Annotated in this window: 17 protein-coding genes and 1 pseudogene; 12 read left to right on the forward strand and 6 right to left on the reverse strand. The window is 73.1% G+C overall.

The genetic code is table 11. From position 1 onward, the window contains the following. The first annotated feature begins 146 nt into the window (after positions 1-146). Positions 147-875, forward strand: coding sequence for a class I SAM-dependent methyltransferase (locus DE149_RS10435; protein ID WP_036314929.1), 729 nt, complete (start codon positions 147-149; stop codon positions 873-875). Next, positions 872-2,194 (forward strand): MFS transporter, encoded by a 1,323-nt coding sequence (locus DE149_RS10440; protein ID WP_233490739.1) that lies wholly within the window; start codon positions 872-874, stop codon positions 2,192-2,194. Before DE149_RS10435 ends, DE149_RS10440 begins: the two co-directional genes overlap by 4 nt. 121 nt (positions 2,195-2,315) lie before the next feature. Here DE149_RS10440 and DE149_RS10445 read toward each other — a convergent pair whose 3' ends face one another. Then, complete coding sequence (locus DE149_RS10445; protein ID WP_069941395.1) at positions 2,316-3,938, reverse strand: helix-turn-helix domain-containing protein; 1,623 nt, start codon at positions 3,936-3,938, stop codon at positions 2,316-2,318. 234 nt (positions 3,939-4,172) lie between these two features. Here DE149_RS10445 and DE149_RS10450 point away from each other — a divergent pair, with 234 nt between their 5' ends. The 8 genes from DE149_RS10450 (at position 4,173) to DE149_RS10480 (ending at position 9,849) form a co-directional block, all read left to right on the forward strand. Further along, on the forward strand, positions 4,173-5,267 hold the full coding sequence (locus DE149_RS10450) for an alcohol dehydrogenase catalytic domain-containing protein (RefSeq protein WP_020626558.1): 1,095 nt from the start codon (positions 4,173-4,175) through the stop codon (positions 5,265-5,267). Between the two features lie 37 nt (positions 5,268-5,304). Further along, complete coding sequence (locus tag DE149_RS10455) at positions 5,305-6,804, forward strand: aldehyde dehydrogenase family protein (RefSeq protein ID WP_036314923.1); 1,500 nt, start codon at positions 5,305-5,307, stop codon at positions 6,802-6,804. Between the two features lie 308 nt (positions 6,805-7,112). Next, a complete protein-coding gene (locus tag DE149_RS11605) occupies positions 7,113-7,295 on the forward strand; it encodes a hypothetical protein (RefSeq protein WP_020626556.1) in 183 nt (60 codons plus the stop codon). Positions 7,296-7,340: 45 nt separating this feature from the next. Then, a complete protein-coding gene (locus DE149_RS10460) occupies positions 7,341-7,754 on the forward strand; it encodes a VOC family protein (RefSeq protein WP_036314920.1) in 414 nt (137 codons plus the stop codon). A gap of 80 nt (positions 7,755-7,834) precedes the next feature. Further along, complete coding sequence (locus tag DE149_RS10465; RefSeq protein WP_020626554.1) at positions 7,835-8,347, forward strand: GNAT family N-acetyltransferase; 513 nt, start codon at positions 7,835-7,837, stop codon at positions 8,345-8,347. 479 nt (positions 8,348-8,826) lie between these two features. Continuing rightward, positions 8,827-9,150, forward strand: coding sequence for a hypothetical protein (locus DE149_RS10470; RefSeq protein WP_020626551.1), 324 nt, complete (start codon positions 8,827-8,829; stop codon positions 9,148-9,150). Between the two features lie 8 nt (positions 9,151-9,158). Further along, positions 9,159-9,425 carry a hypothetical protein gene (locus DE149_RS10475; RefSeq protein WP_230278152.1) on the forward strand — a complete coding sequence of 89 codons (267 nt, stop codon included), beginning with the start codon at positions 9,159-9,161 and terminating at the stop codon, positions 9,423-9,425. Between the two features lie 10 nt (positions 9,426-9,435). Further along, positions 9,436-9,849, forward strand: a complete 414-nt coding sequence (locus DE149_RS10480) for a DUF805 domain-containing protein (RefSeq protein WP_020626549.1) — start codon at positions 9,436-9,438, stop codon at positions 9,847-9,849. Between the two features lie 25 nt (positions 9,850-9,874). On the opposite strand, the gene DE149_RS10485 is transcribed toward DE149_RS10480, so the two are convergent. Further along, complete coding sequence (locus DE149_RS10485; RefSeq protein WP_020626548.1) at positions 9,875-11,347, reverse strand: PQQ-binding-like beta-propeller repeat protein; 1,473 nt, start codon at positions 11,345-11,347, stop codon at positions 9,875-9,877. A 143-nt stretch (positions 11,348-11,490) separates the two neighbouring features. On the opposite strand from DE149_RS10485, the pseudogene DE149_RS11875 reads away from it, so the two are divergent. Then, positions 11,491-11,661, forward strand: a pseudogene (locus tag DE149_RS11875) (acyl-CoA dehydrogenase); the annotation flags it as partial. A 43-nt stretch (positions 11,662-11,704) separates the two neighbouring features. Here the strand turns inward: DE149_RS11875 and DE149_RS10495 are convergent. After that, positions 11,705-12,973, reverse strand: coding sequence for an aminotransferase class I/II-fold pyridoxal phosphate-dependent enzyme (locus tag DE149_RS10495; protein WP_036314917.1), 1,269 nt, complete (start codon positions 12,971-12,973; stop codon positions 11,705-11,707). 156 nt (positions 12,974-13,129) lie between these two features. After that, positions 13,130-16,561, reverse strand: coding sequence for an SNF2-related protein (locus DE149_RS10500; protein WP_113914445.1), 3,432 nt, complete (start codon positions 16,559-16,561; stop codon positions 13,130-13,132). Between the two features lie 134 nt (positions 16,562-16,695). Between DE149_RS10500 and DE149_RS10505 the strand changes: the two genes are divergently transcribed. Then, on the forward strand, positions 16,696-18,381 hold the full coding sequence (locus DE149_RS10505; RefSeq protein WP_044659278.1) for an SDR family oxidoreductase: 1,686 nt from the start codon (positions 16,696-16,698) through the stop codon (positions 18,379-18,381). On the opposite strand, the gene crtX is transcribed toward DE149_RS10505, so the two are convergent. Together crtX and DE149_RS10515 are read right to left on the reverse strand one after the other, a co-directional pair. After that, positions 18,366-19,157 (reverse strand): C50 carotenoid glucosyltransferase CrtX, encoded by a 792-nt coding sequence (gene crtX, locus DE149_RS10510; protein ID WP_036384352.1) that lies wholly within the window; start codon positions 19,155-19,157, stop codon positions 18,366-18,368. The two genes, DE149_RS10505 and crtX, sit on opposite strands and share 16 nt — an antisense overlap. Next, positions 19,154-19,705, reverse strand: coding sequence for a hypothetical protein (locus DE149_RS10515; protein WP_180949560.1), 552 nt, complete (start codon positions 19,703-19,705; stop codon positions 19,154-19,156). The genes crtX and DE149_RS10515 overlap by 4 nt, the downstream gene beginning before the upstream one ends.

A 19,705-nucleotide genomic window follows, 5' to 3' on the forward strand; every position in this document is an offset into this window, starting at 1 on the left:
GAGTCCAGCGGACGGCCGGCTCGCGCGTCATATGAGCCGCCACCGCGCCATCCAGGACCGGCCGGAGCCTCTCCGGGGCGCGGCGGGCCGAGGCAGACCCGTGTGACGGACTGGCGTGGAGGGGGGTGTGTGTCAGACTCCCGGACATGACACAGAGCACACCGGGCGGACCGGCCACGGACCTGCCCGACTTCCGGCCCTCGGGCAACCAGGGCGTGGACCCGGCGCTGTACGAGATCGAGAACGCGGCCATGGACCGCGAGGGCGCCCTCTGGGCGGCACTGCAGGAGGCGGCGCCCTGGACCGGGCGGACGCTGCTCGACCTCGGTGCGGGCACCGGCTTCTGGCTGCCCCGCTACGCCGACGCGGCCGAGACGATCGCCGTCGAGCCGGACGCGCGCCTGCTGGGGGCCGCCCGCGCCCGCCCCGGCGGGGCGCGCGTGCTCTACGGCTCGGCCGAGCAGATCCCGCTGCCGGAGGCGAGCGTCGACGTCGTGCACGCCCGGTTCGCGTACTTCTTCCCGCACCCGCGCTGGGACGTCCGGCCCGGCCTGGACGAGGTCACCCGGGTGCTGCGGCCCGGCGGCGCGCTCGTGGTGATCGACAACGACACCGAGCGCGGCCAGTTCGCCGAGCTGCTGCGGGCGAGCACGAACGCCGCGGCGCAGGGCCAGGACACGTACGCCCGCGAGTGGTGGGCCGGCATCGGGGCCGAGACCCGCGAGGTCATGAGCTCGTGGACCTTCGACTCCCGCGCCGACCTCGAGGCCGTCCTGCGGCTGGAGTTCGAGCGAGGGGTCGCCGACGCGTGGCTCGCCGAGCACCCCGCAGCGACATCACTGAGCTACGGCTACCTGCTCCACGTGTGGCGGTGAGCACGGACCCGCGTCGCCAGACGCCTGCCCCCCGCGGCTCTGACACTGGGACGCCCCCGCTGCCGGAAGGACGGGCGCGGTGGCTGGTCGCCTCCAACGCCCTCGACGCGGGTGGCCGGTCCGCCACGGACGTCGCCCTGGACGTCCTGGCGGTGCTCCTGCTCGGCGTGGGCGCCGACGGCATGGGCGTGCTGATGACGCTCTCCGGGTTGGGATTCCTCCTGCTCGGCGTGCCCATCGGCATCGTGGTGGACCGACACCTCAGCCCGCGGCTGCTCGCGGCCACCGGACTCGCCAAGGCGGCGGTGCTCGGCTCGCTCGTCGTGGCGTGGGCGCTCGACGCGCTCACGTTCGGCCACCTCGCCGCCGTCATGACCCTGCTGGGCGTGCTCACGGTGCTGGCCGAGACCACCCAGACCGCGCTCGTGCCGCGCGTCGTGCCGGCCACCGCCGTCGCCCGCCTGACGGCGCGGCTCGAGTCCGCCGACGCCGCCCTCGTGTTGATCGTGCCCGCCGCGGCGGGCGTCCTCGTCGGGTCGCTGGGCGCAGGGCCCGTGCTCGGCATCGCGACGGCGTTCCTCTTCGCGGCGGCGATCGTCGCGCTCCGGGTGCGGTTGCGGCCCTCCGCCGCGGCGGACGTCCCGGACGACGACGGGGACCCCGGCGTCGCGGACGTCCTCTCCCGCTGGGCCCGGTTCGGGAAGGACGCCGCGGAGGGGTGGACGGTCCTGCGGCGCACCCCGGTCCTGTGGCTGCTGACGATGGGGTCGGTGGCCGCCAATGTGGGCATGGCCCTCTTCGCCCCGGTCGAGGCGGTCTGGATCCTGACCGACCTGCGGCTCGGGCCGGAGTTCCTGGGCATCCAGATCACCGCGGGCGCGGTCGGGGCACTGACGGCCTCGTCCCTGGCGGGCCGGGCCATCGACCGCCTGGGCGAGCGCCGGTGCATCCTCCTCGGCTCGGTCGGCTGCGCCGTGGCCGTGGGGCTGCACCTGCTGGCCTACGCCGACCGCGCTCATGCCGGGCCGTGGCTGCTGGCCGGCGCCGCCCTCTGGGGGTTCATGGTCCTGCTCGGGAACATCACCCAGGCTGCCGTGACCGCCCGCGCCTGCCCCGAGGGCACGCTCGGGCGGGTCACCGCGATGCGCCGCACCCTCACCCGGGGCTCCGTGCCGCTGGCGACCCTCGCGGGAGGTGCGCTCGGGGCGACGCTCGGGGTCGGCTGGGCGCTCGCGGGGTGGCAGGTCCTGGCGGTGGTCTCGCTGGCCGCCGTCGTGCCGGCCGCGCGACATCTCGGGCCGAGGACGGCTGAGCGCTGAATCCGCGCGACCGATGCTCCTTGCGCGGGCCGTCCGGAATAAGGACGACCCGCGTAGAGAACGTCGGCCCGGCGCGGGACCACCCCGCCGCGCGTCCAGCCCGGCACCCGGCTGGCCCCGCTCAGCCTTCCTGCGTGATGCGCAGGGTGCGCAGGCGGCGGTAGAGCGTCGCCCGGCTCACCCCGAGCGCGGCGGCGGCCCGCACCTTATTGCCGCCGGCCGACTCCAATGCGTCGATGATCGCCTCCCGCTCGGCCCGTTCGAGGCCCAGGAGGGGGACAGTCCCTTCCCCACGGTGTGATGCGGGCAGCTCAGCCACCGTCACACGGCCGCCCCCAGCCCTCCGCCCAACACGGCCCACGACGTACTCCAGCTCGACCAGGTTGCCCGGCCAGTGCTGCTGCGCCAGGACGCGCACGGCCTCCGGGGAGAACATCGGCGCCGAGGCGCCGTGCACCTGGGCCGCCATAGCCGCCAGCAACGCCGGGAACTCGGCGAGCCGACGGCGCAGCGGCGAGAGCTGGACGCGATGCTCCGTCAACGCGAGCACGGCCGAGACATCGGTCGTCGGCTGCACCTGGGCGGTCATGACAATCCGGCACCGCCCCTGTCGGAGGGCTCGTCTCAGTCCTGGCAAGAGCCGAGGTTCCAGCGCGTCGACGTCGTCAACCACCACCGGCGGGCCGGGCCGCCGCACGAGGGCCTCGAGCCCCCGTAGCCAGGTCGTGTCCTCGGGGGTCTGGGCGCGGCCGACCTCGAGTATGACGGCGTCGGGGCCAGCGATCCTCCGGGCGGCCGCCGTGCGGCCGGAGCCGGGCTCCCCGATCACGCTCACCGAGCCCCGTGCCTCGCGGGCCGCTTCGACGGCCGGAGCCCAGGTCCCGCGCCCCGCCCCCGGCGTGGGACGCGGCGTGGTTTCCGTCGCGGCCCTCTCCAACCGCATCAGGGTCATGCCAGACGCCTCGGACACGTCCGCGACGCTGAAGCCCCCCGCCACGCCCACATCGCCACCGTCGAGCTCCCCCCGCCGCGCTCGCACCGCCAGGGCCCGCAGCTCCGATCCGTCGAGACACCGCACCAACCGCTCCGCCGCGGCATTCAGGAGGATCGACTCCTCACCCACGCCCACCACGGCACTACCCCGGCCCCGGGTGAGGCGGCGGAACTCCGTCAGAAGCCGCAACTCGTCTGCGTACGTGGCCGCGCCTAGCGCCTGCTCAATCTGTCGTCCGAGGTGCCGGGCCAGGCCCTCCACGAGCGTCGGCGTCGCCCCGGCGAACGTCACCACGCTGAGCGCCCCATGGACGCGCCCGACGCCCGGATGCGCGAGGGGCACCCCGAAGCAGGAGAAGGCCCGGAACGCGTCGAGATAGTGCTCCTCCCCGTCGACGGCGACGCCTCGGCCCAGCTCAAGGGCGGCGCCGATCCCGTTGAACCCCGCCGCCTCCTCGGCCAGGCAGACCCCCACATCCAGCCCCCGCCGCCGAATCTGCTCCCCCAACGCCGATTTCCATGGCCCCACGAGGCGGATCAGTCGTCCGCTGCGGTCGGAGGCAAAGAGGAAGAGGTCAAGGCCGGCGAAATCACGCGCCACGTCGGCCAGGGTGGTGGCGACCGCATGGTCGAGTGCCGCCGCGCGTGCCCGCACGTCGAGAGTGGCAGTGGTCAGCGTGTCGTCTGCGCGCACCCCGTGCAACCGGGACCGCCGCCAGCCGGATTCCGTCTCGAGGCGATTCGACACCATGACGGTTATGCCCGCCCGTGCGGCCACTCTGAGATGCACATCACGGTCGAGAAGCCTAGGCCGCCCGTCCGCACATCACCAGGACCCCCGCCGTCAGGATGGGCCACCGCCGCCGCGGGTGTCGCAGAACTGCACACCCCGCCCCTACGGCACCGGTCATAGCCTGACTCTGCCACATGTGATCTAGGTCATATTCAGGCGACAGGAATCGACCCTAGTGAATGGAGAACGATTATGCGCGCAGCGCTCGCAATGAAGGTCGGGGGCAAGTTCGAGATCCATGATGTGGTGATCGACGACCCGGTGGGGCGGGAGGTCTTGGTGGACGTGAAGGCCTCCGGCCTGTGCCACTCGGACCTGCACCTCATCGACCACGACTTCGGCCTGCCCCTGCCCGCCGCCGGAGGGCATGAGATCTCCGGTGTCGTCGCCGCGGTCGGCCCCAGCGTGACAAGCCTGAAGCCGGGCGACCGCGTCGTCGCCTGTCTGATCGCCTACTGCGGGGCCTGCGCGCGGTGTCTCGCGGGCCAGACCACCCTGTGCCTGAATCAGGAGGCTGTGGTGCGGGGGCCGGAGGAGAAGCCACGCCTCACACTTCAGGACGGCACGCCCGTCGCCCAGTCCGTCAACGTGGGCGGATTCGCCGAGCAGGTACTCGTCCATGAGAACCAGCTAGCCGTTGTCAACGAGGACATCCCCTTCCCGCAGGCCGCGCTCATCGGTTGCTCGGTCGTCACCGGTGCTGGCGCGGCCATCAACACGGCCCACGTACGGCCCGGTGACACGGTGGCCGTCGTGGGCGTCGGTGGCATCGGCCTCAATGCCGTGAGCGGTGCCCGTCTATGCGGCGCCAAGCGCGTGATCGCGATCGACCTGGACGACTCCAAGCTTGAGGCGGCCCGCCGGTTCGGCGCCACCGACGTGGTCAACTCGGGCTCCGGGGACGCCGTCGAGGCGGTCCTCGGGATCACGGGCACCGGAGTGGACCACGCGTTCGAGGCCATCGGGTTGCCAGTGACCCAGCAACTCGCCCAGGACGTTCTCGGACCTGGCGGAACCGCGTACCTGATCGGCATTGCCCCGCCCGGGACCACGGCCCAGTTCGGCGCCTCGCTCGATTCGCTGTTCGCACAGCGACGCCTGCAGGCGGTGGCCATGGGCTCCTCCAACATCCAGCGCGACATCCCGCTGTACGCCGACCTGTACGTCCAGGGACGTATGGATCTGGACCACATGGTCTCCCAGGAGATCTCCCTCGATGAGATCAATACCGGGTACGAGCGGCTCCTCAACGGCGAGGTGATCCGTTCCGTCATCACCTCGTTCTGATGCCCCACTCCCCATCTCACGACTCCTAGGACGCACCATGACTGAGACATCGAACTCCCCTATGACCGCGCGAGTACGCGCCTTCCTGGACCGCCCCCACCGCCTCCTGATCGGCGGTGAATGGGTCGACGCGGCGTCCGGGAAGACCTTCGAGACCCGGGATCCTGCCACCGGCGAGGTGCTCGCCACGGTGGCGCACGCCGAGCAGGCCGACATCGACGCCGCCGTCGCCGCGGCCCGTGCCGCCTTCGACGAGGGCTCATGGGTGCGGATGCGGCCGAATGTACGCGAGGACCTGCTGTGGCGGATCTCCAACCTGATCACCGAACGCCTCGAGGACTTCGCGCTCCTGGAGTCCCTCGACCAGGGCAAAGGCGTGGGCATCGCCAGCGCCTTTGACGTCCGCGCCGCTGCGGACTGCTTCCGTTACTACGCGGGCTGGCCCTCGAAGCTGCAGGGGGCCGTCAATGCTCCATCCATGCTGCTGGCCCCGCCCGAGGCCGAGTTTCACTCCTACACACGGCGCGAGCCCGTGGGCGTGTGCGGTCAGATCATCCCATGGAACTTCCCGCTGTTGATGGCGGCCTGGAAGATCGCCCCCGCACTGGCCACGGGCAACACCGTGGTCCTCAAGCCCGCGGAGCAGACGCCGCTGACAGCACTGATGCTGGGCGAACTGTTGACGGAGGCAGGCGTGCCGGCTGGCGTCGTCAACATCGTCACCGGCCACGGCGACGCCGGTGCTGCGCTCACCGCCCACCCTGACGTGGACAAGGTCGCGTTCACCGGCTCCACCGAGGTGGGCAAGAAGATCGTGGGGGCGGCGGCCGAAAACTTGAAGAAGGTGTCGCTCGAGCTGGGAGGCAAGTCCCCCAACATCGTGTTCGCGGATGCCAACATCGACGCCGCCGTGGACGGGGCGCTCATGGGATTCACCCTGAACTCGGGTCAGGCCTGCGAGTCCGGCACGCGCGTGTTCGTGCACGCCGACGTCTACGACCGGTTCAACGAGGCCCTCGCCGCGAAGATGCGCCAGATGAGCATCGGTCCGGGCACCGAGGACGCCGCCATCACCCCGCTGGTCTCCCAGGAGCAGCTGGACCGGGTGATGGGCTTCGTTGAGGAGGGCAAGCGGGACGGTGCCGTCGCTCTGACGGGCGGGCAGCGGCACGGCGACGCCGGCTTCTACGTGGAGCCCACCCTCTTCACGGAGACCACCCCGGAGATGTCCATTGTCCGCGAGGAGATCTTCGGCCCGGTGGCCGTCTCCGTGAAGTTCACCGACGAGGACGAAGTGATCCGCGCCGCGAACGATTCGGTATACGGCCTCGCCGCCGCCCTGTGGACCCGGGACGTCTCCCGTGCCCACCGCGTGGCCGCACGGCTCAAGGCCGGCACGGTGTGGGTCAATACCTTCCATGCCCTGGACTCGCAGCTGCCGTTCGGTGGCTTTCGGCAGTCCGGCTGGGGCCGGGAGCTGGGCGCGGAGAGCTTGGAGCTGTACACCCAGGTGAAGTCCGTGACCATCGCACTCTGACAGACGAACGCCAGTCGGTCAGCCGCCGCGGGTGGGATCCTGCGGCGGCTGACCGACATCGGTGGTCATTCACAGGGGCGCCTGCCGCATCCGCCCGTCGCGGCAGGGCTGAGGGCAAGGCCCTGCATTTCAGCGACGCAATCCGGCGCTACGACGCCGGCTCCACGACGCTGACTTCAACCGCGCCTGGATCTTCCTGTGTCTGATCCGAAGATCGGGCCGGTCACGCTTTTCGCATTCGCCTCTCAGCCACCGGTACGGCCACCGCAAGCGGGAGCGCCGCAAGTCTCGGTCCCATCCGTGGCCTCGTGCCCACCGCACGGCTGATCCCCCGCCACCGGATGGGCGGCGAGGGATCAGCCACTGATCGAGGCGGTGCGCTCGGGGTCGGCTGGGCGCTCGCGGGGTGGCAGGTCCTGGCGGTGGTCTCGCTGGCCGCCGTCGTGCCGGCCGCGCGGTGGGTGGATGCGGGGCGCGACGACGTCGACTGAGGCCGAGACGCTGACGCGGACACCGAGGTCGCTTAGTGTGTGGCCATGGTCACTCGCCCCGTGCTCCAGCAGCCGGTGATCGACGCCGTCGACATCCGTTCCGTCGCGGAGTTCTACCGCGAGCTCCTCGGCCTCCACTACCGCGCGGGCGACGAGCTCGCGGACGGTCGCGAGCCGGACAGCGCGGACTGGCTCGTGCTGCTGGACGACGACGGCCGCCGCGTCCTGACATTCCAGCGCACCGACGAACTGAAGCCCAGCACGTGGCCGTCACCCGAGGTGCCGATGCAGCTGCACCTGGATTTCACCGTGCCGGACCGCGATTCCCTCGACGCGGCCCACGACCACGCCCTGCGCCTGGGCGGGCGCCTCGTCCAGGACCGCTCCGACGACGAGGACGAGCCCCTGTACGTGTTCGCGGACCCGGCCGGCCACCCCTTCTGCGTCTTCGTGGGGTGAGCGCGGCAGACCGCGGGGGTGGTTTCACGCACATGTCGAAGACAAAGAAGCCGGTTCAGTGCCGTCGGTAAGGTCGTCGGGTGATCCCGCAACCCACCGATCGACTCACGTTCCGGTGCATGACCGACGCTGACCTCGACGACATGTGCAGGCTCCGCGGAGACGCGGAGGTCATGCGCTACTACCCGCGGGCCAAGTCGCGCAACGAGGTGCAGCGGTGGATCAACTGGTCGAAGGACAACTACGCCAAGCATGGGTTCGGCCTGTGGGTCATCGAACACCGGACCACCGGCGACTTCATCGGTGACTGCGGCCTGACCTGGCAGAACGTCGACGGCCAGGAGGTCCTCGAGGTCGGCTACCACGTCCTGCCTGAACGCCAGGGACAGGGACTGGCAACCGAGGGGGCCTCTGCCTGCCTGCGACACGGGTTCGAGACCCTCGACGCAACGATGGTCACCGCGATCATCAACCCCGACAACATGGCTTCCCGTCGCGTGGCCGAACGAATTGGCATGACCGTGTGGAAGAGGACGCGCGATCCCAGTAGAGCGCCGATCGTGGTCTACAGCAGCCACGGCCAAGAGGCATGACGCACTGAACTGCCGCCATGGGTGCGTGCCCACTGAGGAGACACGCCCTGCGCCCAGCCGGCCAGGCGCTTCTGCGTCTTCGTGGGGTGAGCGCGGCAGACCGCGGCGGCTCAGCCCTCGAGCCGCTGGTCGAACTCCTCGTGGTCCAGCTGGCGGTGCATGCGGTCATCTTCAAGATACGGTGCCGTCCATGCATCTGGACCCGGCCGAGACGAACCGCCGCGCCTACGATGACGCCCGCGTCGTCGCGGGGATCGCCCCGGCGGGGACCGCGTCGAGTGGCGGCGGGGCACGGCGGAGCTGATCGAGCCGGCGTCGGTGGACCTGGCGGTGGACCGCGTCTGGAGCGGCTGGCACGGCCGCCCATTCGACGCGGCGGAGCACCCGCTGATGATCATCGGGGCCTGTCCACAGGGGGCCTGACCCGTCCACCCGTCATGGCAGGATGACGCATGTCACACGTGATGCGAGGGGGAACCATGACGGACACGACCACGGCCCGCCCCATGCGGCCGGCCCACTTCGACGACGACCCGCCCGTCCGCGGGATCGGCCACCTCCGGCACCCGGTGGTGTGGGGCGGGCTGATCGGGGTGGTCGGCGGCGGCGCCTTCCTGTTCGGCGGGATCGCGGGGCTGCCGGCCGAGCACCAGGGCACGCTGCGCGGCAGCGCGATCGCGCTGATCGGCTTCACGTTGGTGGTCGTGCTGCTGCGCCGGCGGGTGCTGCCCGCCGTGCAGGCGCCCGCCCGCGGCGCGTCTACGGGATCGCCGTCGTCACGATGCTGGCGCTCCTCCCCGTGACACGCCTGGTGGCACTCGCGCTCGACGCACCGACGGCGCAGATCGCCCTGGTGGCCGCCGTGGTGGGCGGCCACTTCCTCCCGTTCGCCCGGGCATTCCAGGCCCCGGTGTTCTGGTGGATCGGCGGGGCGATGGCCGTGCTGGGGCTCGCCGGTGCCGTAGTCGCGGTTCTCGGCGATCCCGTGGCCGGGCCCGCGGGGGCGGCCGAAGCGGGAGCTGCGATGCTCGTGATCGTCGCGGCACAGGGTCTGCTGGCGTCCCCTCGGCAGGACTGAGGGCCGGACCATGACCATGCTTCAGGCCATCCGCCGCTACTACGCCGGCTACGCGCAGTTCAGCGGGCGCGCGTCCCGCGCCGACTTCTGGCTCGCGGCGCTCTACGTGTGGCTCCTGCAGGCCGTCGTTCACTTCGTGTCCACCGTCCTGGACGTGTTCCTCCTCGGCTCCCCGGACCTGTCCCTCCGCGACGCGGCCGTCCTCCTCGTGGGGATCACGCACGCGCTCCCCTCGCTCGCCCTGCTCGCCCGGCGCCTCCACGACGCCGGCTTCAGCCGCGCGTGGCTGTTCCTCGGGCTGGTGCCGTTCGTCGGCCCGCTCACGCTGCTCGTGTTCGCGCTCCAGCCGTCCGCCCCGCGCCTCGGACACCCCGCCGATGCGTCGGACCCGGTGCCGGCGGGGGCCACGGCCGCGCGGCGCTGACCCCCGCTCCCCTGGCCCGACCTGATCAGTGATCGTGGTCGGTGTGCTCGTCGGACTCGTGGCCGTGATCGTGGTCGGCGTGCTCGTCGTGGCCGGACTCGGCATCAGCGCCCTCCTCGGGCTTCACGGACTCGGGCTCGCCGGTGACCACGGCCATCTCGACCGGGGCGAACTCCAGGTCCTTCTCCAGGACGGTCTCACCGGTCTCCAGGTCGACGGCCACGAGCTTCTGGGCCTCCGCGTCGGTGACGTAGGCGGTGTTCCCGGCCACCTTGAGGATCGGGCCGGGCTCCTGCCACTCGTCCTTCTCCTTCCACGGCTCGATCACCGGGTACTCGGCGGTGACCTCACCGGTCTCCTCGTCGATCACGGTGACCTCGCCGTCGTAGGTCAGCACGACCGCGGAACCGTCCTCGGCGCGGCCGAGCGAGCGGAACCAGTAGGAGGAGCCGAGGTCCACGGTGGTGAGCTCATCGGTGCGGGTGTCGATGAGGGCGATCGCCGTGGGCCGCTCGACGGCCTCCTCCGGCTCCTCCTCGACCTTGTGATCACCCAGGACGATGGGCGAGTCATGCAGCCCGAACAGGTTCCCGGAGCGCTGATACTCGGTCTCGACGTCCACCTTGTGGAACTCGCCGTCCCGGTACACGACGGGCCCGTTCTCGCATCCCATCACGACGACGTCGCCCGCCTCCGTCGGCTGGGCCGCGGCCTCGCCGTGGCTGCCGGGGCAGTCGTCGGTCTCGGCCGTGACCTCGCTGGTCTTCGGGTCGATCACCTGGAGCGTGTTGCGGGAGTCCTCGGTGCCCTGCGTGGTGAAGAGGGTGCCGTCGGAGAGCTCGAGCGCCACGCCGTGGTGCGGGTCCTCGGTCTCGGCCTCCGTCATGACGGGCATGAGGTCCGGGGTCGCCTTGTCCAGGTGGGCCGAGTCGAAGGTCCGGATCGCGCCCGTGCCGTCCCCGAAGAGGGTGGTCCTGCCGTTGTGGGTGACGACGTGGCCGGGGTGCTCACCCGGGAACGTCACGCCGGTCATGCCGGGCGCGGACTCGTAGTGGTGGACGTGATCGCCGTGGGCCTTGGCCTGGATGCCGGTGGAGAACACCTCCCAGCCGTTCCCGGTGGTCACCAGGACGTCCTTGCCGTTGCCGGCGTTGCTCAGCCGCGTGAAGCCCGGGACGTCCTGCTCCCTCACCACCTCCCCGGACTCGGCGTCGAGCAGCGTGAGCCCGCCCTCGTGGGAGAGCAGGATGCGCGGGGTCACCGCGGAGACCTCGGTGGTCCGGGTCGGGTCGACGCGGTCCCCCTCGGAGACGGAGGAGGCCGCCCTCGCCTCACCCGACGGCGACTCGGCGCCGTCCGCGGCGGGGGCGGGGGCCGACGTCGGCCCGGACGGGGCGGCGTCCGCGCCGCACGCCGTCAGGGCGATGGCCGCGGCGGCGAGGGTGGCGGAGAGGGCGGCGGTGCGCGCGGAACGGCGCTGCGGGGCGGAGTGGGACACGAGGAGCCTTTCACGAGGGCGGAAAGATGCGACTGATTCACAATAAAGACTGTTGCGGATGGTTCGCAATACGGCGGGGGGCGTCTGCCCGTCATACCGGCGGCGCCGACGGCGCGCCCCCGTCGCGGGAACCGGCACGTGACGCCCTCGAGCGCGCGGCGACCCGCCTGTTCGAGGTGGGCGGGGCCTCCGCGACCCTGCGCACACGCGGGCTGGACCGGCATGGGCGCAATGCGCGGGTGCTGGTCAGCCACAACCCGCTGATCTACCGCGCCCGACTGCTCGGCGACCGGGCCGTCACGGACACGCCGGTCGGGCGGCTGAGGCGTCGGGCGGTGCGGCGCGCGGCGGAGCCCGTCAGGCCAGGCCGCGCGCCGCATGCCAGGCGGCGATCCGCTCGAGCGCCTCGTGGACGGCGTCCGGGCCGGCGGCGAAGGAGAGCCGGACGGACTCGGGCCCGTGGACGGCGTCGAAGTCGTCGCCGGGGGTCAGCGCGACGCCGGCCTCCTCCAGCAGGGCGGCGCAGTAGCCGACGGCGCTGCCGAACTCCGCCAGCATGCCCGGGGCGAGACGGGCCCAGAGGTAGAAGGCGCCGTCGGCGGGGGCGGCGTCGGCCCAGCCGAGCCGGGGCAGGGCGGCCAGCACGACGCCGCGCGTCGCCGTGAAGCCGCCGGCCTGCTCGGCACAGAACGCGTAGGACTCCTCGCTGAACGCGTGGACGGCCGCCTCCTGGGCCGCGGCGGGCGGGCAGAGGGCGACCGAGCCGGCGAGGCCGTCGACCGCGGCGGCGAGGTCGTCCGGCATGAGCATCCAGCCCAGCCGCCAGCCGGGCATGCCCCAGTACTTGGAGAACGAGCTGACCACGAGCGCGGTGCGGGAGGTGCGCCATGCGCAGGCGCCGAGCCCCTCCCCGTCCGTGTGCACGATGCCGTGGTAGATCTCGTCCGAGACGAGCCGCACACCGCGTTCCTCGCACCAGCGGGCGAGCTCGGCGAGCTCGTCGGCGCTGACCATCGTGCCCGTGGGATTGGCCGGGGAGGCGAGCACGAGCCCCGCGACCGGGCCCTCCGCGAGCGCCGCCTCCAGGTGGGCGACCGTGGGCTGGTAGCGGGTGCCGGCGTCGACGTCCACGTCCACCACCTCCACCCCGAGCGCCGTGAGGATGTTGCGGTACGCCGGATAGCCGGGGCGCGGCAGGAGCACGCGGTCCCCCGGGGGGAACGCCGCGAGGAAGCCGAGCATGAACGCCCCCGAGGAGCCCGTGGTGATCGCGACCTGCTCGGGGCGCACGTCGAGCCCGTACCAGCGGCGGTAGTGGCCGGCGACGGCGGTCCGCAGCTCCGGCAGGCCCAGCGCCGGGGTGTAGGTGAAGGCACGGCCGGAGGCGTGGACGGCGGCGGCCGCGGCGTCGACGGCGGGCGGGGCGCCCCCGCCCGGCTCCCCCGCGCACAGGCTGACGACGTCGTGGCCGGCGGCACGGAGTTCGGCGACCCGGCCGAGGATGCTCATCACCGTGAACGGTGGCACCTGAGACCGGGCGGACGGCGCGAAGGCGGGGGTGGCGGTGGGGGCAGGGGCGGCGGTGCTGGCGGGGTCGGCGGTGCTGGAACGGGACGGGCGACGCATGGCCCGAGGCTACCCCCCGCTTTCGTTCGGGAAACGGCGCCCCGGGGACGACTTTCGTTGACGAAACGGGCGGGCGGGCCGCCGTTTCCCGAACGAAAACGTCGCGACACGCCGCCGTTTCCCGAACGAAAACGTCCGGTACGCCTCGCGCGGCCCTCACTCCTCGGCGCCGAGCATCTCCCGGATGTCCTCGGCGGTGAGGGAGTCGGTGAAGGCGCCGGCGCCGGAGTCGTCGGACTCGTCCATGAGCGCGCCGAACAGCTCGGCCTTGCGCCGCTGCAGCTCGAGCACCTTCTCCTCGATCGTCCCCTCGGACACGAGCCGGTAGACCATCACGGTCCGCTCCTGCCCGATCCGGTGCGCCCGGTCCACGGCCTGCGCCTCCGCGGCGGGGTTCCACCACGGATCCATGAGGAACACGTAGTCCGCCTCGGTCAGGGTCAGGCCGAAGCCGCCCGCCTTCAGGGAGATCAGGAACACCGGCGCCTCGCCCTCGCGGAAGCCGCGGATCACGTCGGCGCGCCCGCGCGTCGAGCCATCGAGGTACGCGTGCTCGATCTCCAGGTGGTCCAGCTCCTCGGCGATCACCCGCAGGAAGCTCGTGAACTGGCTGAACACGATCACGCGGTGCCCCTCGCCGATCACCTCGGTGAGGTCGTCGAGGAACCGCTCGAGCTTGGAGCTGGGCACGGAGGCGTACTGGTCGTCCACGATCTGCGGCGCCAGCGCCAGCATCCGCAGCAGCGTGAGCGACTTGAAGATGGTGAACCGGTTGCCGTCCATGTCCCCGAGCAGCCCCAACACCTTGCGGCGCTCGCGCTGGAGCACGCGGTCGTAGAGCTTGCGGTGGGCCGGCTCGAGCTCCACCTGGAGGATCTGCTCCTGCTTGGGCGGCAGGTCCTTCGCCACGAGCTCCTTGGAGCGGCGCAGCATGAACGGGCGCACGCGGCGGCGCAGGGCCGCCATCCGCTCGGGGTCCTCCCCGGTCTCGATGGGGGTCACGTAGGTCTCGCGGAACCGGCGGTGGCTCGGGAACAGGCCCGGCACGACGACGCCCAGCAGCGCCCACAGGTCGCTGAGGGAGTTCTCCATCGGCGTGCCGGTGATGGCCAGCCGGAAGGGGGCGCGCAGGTCGCGGGCCACCGTGTGCACCTTCGCGGCGCGGTTCTTCAGGAACTGGGCCTCGTCGAAGACCACCCCGCCCCAATCGAGTCCGCCGTACTGGCCGGCGTCGATCCTCAGGAGCGTGTAGCTGGTGACCACCACGTCCGCCCCCGCCACCTCGTCCGCCACGGCGGTGCCGCGCTTGCGGGTGGTGGTGTCCAGGACGCGCACGTCGAGGTCCGGGGTGAACTTCTCGGCCTCGGCCGCCCACACGGACACCACGGAGCTCGGCGCGACCACGAGGAACGGCGGCCGCTCGGGCCGGGCCTGGCGTGCGTGGGCGAAGAGCGCGAGGGTCTGGACGGTCTTGCCCAGGCCCATGTCGTCGGCCAGGATCCCGCCGAGGTCCTGCTCCCACAGGAACGCGAGCCAGCGCAGGCCCTCCTCCTGGTAGGGGCGCAGGTCGGCCTTCAGGCCGGCGGGGCGCGGGGCCTCGGGGAGGCGCTCGACGGCGGCCAGACGCCCGACGGCGGCGGTCCACTCCGGGTCCTCGTCCACCTCGTCCGCGAGCTCCTTGAGGTCCTCCCAGAAGCCGACCTGGTGCCGTGAGACGGGGGTGTGCTCCGGGGTCCACTCCTGCAGGGTGGCGGCCTCGGAGAGCAGGGCGCGCAACCGGTCGAAGGCGGGGTGATCGAGGCCCAGGTAGGAGCCGTCCGAGAGGATCAGCGTGGTCCTGCCCTGCACGAGCGCGGTGAACAGCTCCACGAACGGCAGCACGTGCCCGTCCACGGAGACCTGCACGCCCAGGTCGAACCAGTCGTTCTGCGTGGCCTTCGTGCCGACCTCGATGCGCGGGGCGGCCTTCAGTTCGCGGTAGTCGGGGCGGTCGCCGGTGACGTCCACGCGCACGTGTTCGGCGCGCTGCAGCAGCGGCAGCACCTGCTCGGAGAACCGGGCGGCGCCCACGCCCTCGAGGACCTGCTCCTCCGCACGGCCGGCGCGCGGCCAGAGCTCGGCCACGGCGCGCAGCACCGCGTCCTCGTGCCGGGTGTCCCGCAGGGGGTCGCCGCCGGCGTCGAGGCCGAGTTCGCGGGGCGGGTCGAAGTAGAGCCAGGACCAGCGCAGCACGAGCTCGTGGCCGGGCCGGAAGTCGGCGCGCAGCCGCAGCACGGGCGGCTCGAACTCGGGCAGCTCCACGGAGGCGTCGCCGCTGGTCACGGGCAGGGCGCCACGCAGCCGCGGGTAGATCCGGCCGAGGAACTCCTCGCGGTCCGCGGCGGGCACCCGCACGGGCCCGCCGGCGAGCACGAGCTGCTGCACGGCCTCGGGGACGGGGCGTTCGGCGGGGATCAGGTGGAGCACGGCCTCCTCGTCCGTGAGCTCCACGCGGTAGAAGCCGATGCCGCCCACGGCGTGCACACCGCTCAGCCCGGGGACGGGCGGGGCCGGGTCCAGGGCCGGGGCCACGTCCAGGCCGCCGTCGGGGGCGCCGGTGACGTCCAGCCCGACGGCGGCGGGCGCCTCCAGCACCACGTCCGTCAGCAGCCCCAGCGGCACGAGCTCCACCCCGACCTCGCGGGCCTCCGCGAGCAGCTGCCAGATCCGCGGGGAGTCGAAGACGTGCAGACCGAACCAGGCGTCGCCCGGGTAGGAGTCCTCGGCCTGGACCTGACGCCAGATCAGGCGCATCGCCCGCTCCTGGGCGGGGGCGAACTCGGCGCGCGGGAACTGGAACGCCTTCCACGTCAGCCCGCCCTTGATCCACGTCCCCTTGGCCCCGCGCTTGAGCGGGCGCACGGTCACGTACAGCGGGCGGCCCTCGCGCACCTGCTCCTCCCCGGCCGTCGCCGGGCCCCACTGCTGGAACGCGTTGCGGGAGGACTCGGCCACGAGCTCCACGCCGATCGCCAGCGCGGGCGGCGTGCCCAGCCGGCGCGGACCGTCGAGCCCGGCCAGCGGCTCCATGACCCGTCGCCAGTCCAGGCCGGCAGCGGGTGGGGGCGCCGCCCCGTCCGCGGCCGGGGCGTCGAGGCCGGCCGGGCCGCCGCCGTCGTGGCCCCGGCCGGCGGGCGCGGGCAGCGCGTCCGCCGTGGTGACCATCTCGGCGAGCTTGCGGCGGGCGTCGTCGAGGGCCTGGTCGGCGTCGAGGCGGACCACCTGGTAGAGCGCGGCGGCCACGTGCTTGCAGTCCGTCCCGACCGGGCACGTGCAGCGCCCGCCCACCGGCTCCATGAGGGCGCCGGCGCCGTCCTCGGCGGCGTCGTCGTAGGCCTCCTGCAGCTGCACCTGCACCCGGTAGGGGCTGGGCGCGGTGCCCTGGACGGAGGCGCTCAGACGGCCGGTGGCGGCGTCATAGCGCAGGCGCCCCACGGCACCCGACGCGGCCACGGCGAAGCCGCGGTCCGCACTGGTGGGCCCGACGACGGCGCGGATGGCCTCGGTGCGCAGGTGCGGCAGGACGTCTCCGGAATCTGCAGTGGCCATAGCGAGCAGTCTTTCACGGACCGTGCCGGGCCCGCTCCGACCGACGCAGGTCCGGCGGCGTGCCCACTCACGGGCCCCGGGTCCGCACACCTGAGACCTTCAGCCCGACCCGCCCCGGACCCTAGAGTGCGCCCATGGCGTCCACACAGCCCTCCCCCGTCCCCGCCGGTGCCACGCCGGCGTCCCACACCTCCCCCCTCGGCCTGTCCCTGCCGGACGGCCGGGGCCGTCGCGTCCTCGTCACCGGTGCCACCGGTTACGTGGGCGGGCGCCTCATCCCCGAGCTGCTCGCCGCCGGCTTCGACGTCCGGGCCGGCGCCCGGAACCCCTCCGACCTCGCGGACCGACCGTGGTCGGACAGCATCGAGGCGGTGGAGCTCGACCTCACCGAGGCGGACCTCGTCGAAGCCGCCATGCAGGACGTGCACACCGTGCTCTACCTCGTGCACTCCATGGGCGGGGGCGGCGACTTCGTGGCCCAGGAGCAGCGGATCGCGGACATCGTGGGCACCGCCGCGGACACGGCCGGCGTGGCCCAGCTCGTCTATCTCTCCGGCCTGCACCCGGACACGGTCCCCGTCGCGGAGCTGTCCGACCACATGCGCTCCCGCGCCCTCGTGGCCGAGCGTCTCGAGCGGGCGGCGACCCCGGCACTGACGTTCGAGGCCGGGGTGATCATCGGCTCGGGCTCCACCTCGTTCGAGATGATCCGCCACCTCGCCGAGCGGCTGCCCGTGATGCCCGGCCCGTCCTGGCTGAGGAACCGGGTGGAGCCGCTGGCCATCCGCGACGTCCTGTACTACCTCCTGCAGGCCTGCGCCCTCCCGGAGCCCGTGCAGCTGCGGGCCCAGATCGGCAACGGGCACCCCCAGCCGTTCGCGAGCGTGCTGGTGGACTACGCCAAGGCCGCCGGCCTGTCCCGGCGCATCGTGATCCCCACCCCGTTGCCCTTGAAGACCCTGGCGGGCTTCTGGATCGGCATGGTGACCCCCATCCCGGTCGCGGTGGCCCTGCCCCTGGCCGCATCCCTCGCCGAGGAGGCGGTCGTGGAGGACCGCTCGGTCCGCGACCTCATCCCGGACCCGCCGGGCGGGCTGACCTCCTACATGGACGCCGTGCGGCTGGCGCTGAAGCGGGAGAAGGAGGGCCCCCTGGACGTCACCTTCGACGCGGACCTCCAGAGCTCCGCGGACCCGGCCGCCCCCCTGCCCTCGGATCCCGAGTGGGCCGGCACCACGGTCTACACGGACGAGCGCGAGCGCGAGTCCGACCTGCCCGCGCAGGAGGTGTGGCCGGTGATCGAGTCGGTGGGCGGCGCCAACGGTTGGTATTCGACCCCGCTGCTGTGGAAGATCCGCGGGCTGATGGACAAGTTGGCCGGCGGGCCCGGCCTGACCCGCGGCCGGCGGGACCCGAACCACCTGCGACGCGGCGACGCCGTGGACTGGTGGCGGGTGGAGGACGTGGAGCCGGGGCGGCGGCTGACCCTGCGGGCGGAGATGAAGGCCGGCGGGCGGGCCTGGCTGCAGCTGAGCACCGAGCCGCGGGAGGGCGGAGGCTCCGTCTACCGCCAGCGGGCGGTCTTCATGCCGGACGGCCTGCTCGGACGCGCCTACTGGACCGCCATCCTGCCCTTCCACGCCGTGGTGTTCCCGGAGATGGCCGCGAACATCCTGGCCGAGGCCAGGCGCCGGCACGACGGCGGCGAGCGTCCCCGCACCCGCGGCCTGCTGCGGCCGCTGGTGGACCGGCTGCCCCTGCGTCGCAACCCGTTGGACAGGCGAGCCCGCGGCGCCGGCGGGGCTCAGTCGCGGGACTGACCGTCGGGGCCACGCCCCCAGTGGGGCCGGGGGCGTGACCGGGCCGCCCGGCGCAGCCACCGCCGCCCGGGGGACAGCCGGGCCCAGTTGACCTGCAGGGTGGTGACCGCCATCCGGCCCTGCCGCACCCGCTGGCGCAGGGAGTGGAAGATGCGCCCGGCGACCTCCACCCGCAGGTCCGGATCGAACCGGATCCGGCGGCCGGCCAAGGCCAGCTGGAAGGACAGGTCCAGGTCATCGTGCACGTCCCCGCGCTCGCGGTGGACGCGGGTCCGCACAGCCTGCCACGCCTCGGCGCGCAGGGCGCAGTTGGAGCCCCAGACGGGGGTGGCCGCCACCGCGGCGCCCGCCCCCCAGCGGTACGCGCCGGTGTAGAGCGCCGCCCGCACCTGTCCCCGGAGGCCGGGCTGGTCGTGGAAGGTCCCCGGCCCGGTGAGGGCGTCGAGCCCGGGGTCGGCGTCGAACCGGGCCACGATCCGTTCGAGCCAGTCCGCGGGCATCCGCGTGTCGGCGTCGCAGCGCACCAGCAGCTCCCCGACCGCGGCGTCCAGGCCGGCGGCCGCCGCGGCCGGGACCCCGCGGCGCGGCTCGTGCACCACCCGCGCGCCGGCGGCGCGGGCGAGCACCGCCGAGTCGTCCACGCAGCCGTTGTCCACCACCACCACCTCCAGCGCCGGCCGGCTCTGGGCGGCCAGCAGGGCGAGGCACACGCGCAGGTGCTCGGCGTCGTCGAGCACCGGGACGACCACGGAGACCGTGGGGCGGGCCGGGGTCACCGGGTGCGCTCCCGGCGCACGGCGAGGGCGGCGCCGATCCCGGCGCCGACGAGATCGGCGGCGAGGTCGCCGATGGTGTCCGTGTAGCCCACACCGATCTCGGGGGTCACCGCCGTGTGCCCCCACCATTCGGCCAGCTCCCACACCACGCCCAGGGCCACGGCGGCGGCCGCGATCCCCAGCCCGGCCAGGCCCGGGCCGAGCAGCGCCACGGTCTGCCCGGCCTCGGTCCCCCGACGCCGGAGCCATGCCCCCACCACCAGTGCCGTCAGGCAGGCGACCACGGCGGAGGCGGCGGCGTGCACGAGCAGGTCCAGCCACGGCACCCGTGGGTAGAGGCCGATGACGCTCAGCCACCCGGCCAGCAGCAGGACCGCCTGCGCGGCCCAGTCCAGGGCACCGCCCGGGGCGAGCCAGCGGGTGAGCCACTGGGAGCCGAACACGAGCAGCATCGCCGCCGCGGACGGCCATCCGGCGTGCACCGCCGCGACCGGGACGAGGATCAGGCCGAGCGCGCGCAGCAGGTCTGCGGGGATCAGCGGCAGCAT

The sequence above is a fragment of the Micrococcus sp. KT16 genome, from assembly GCF_003315015.1.
GTDB lineage: Bacteria > Actinomycetota > Actinomycetes > Actinomycetales > Micrococcaceae > Micrococcus > Micrococcus luteus.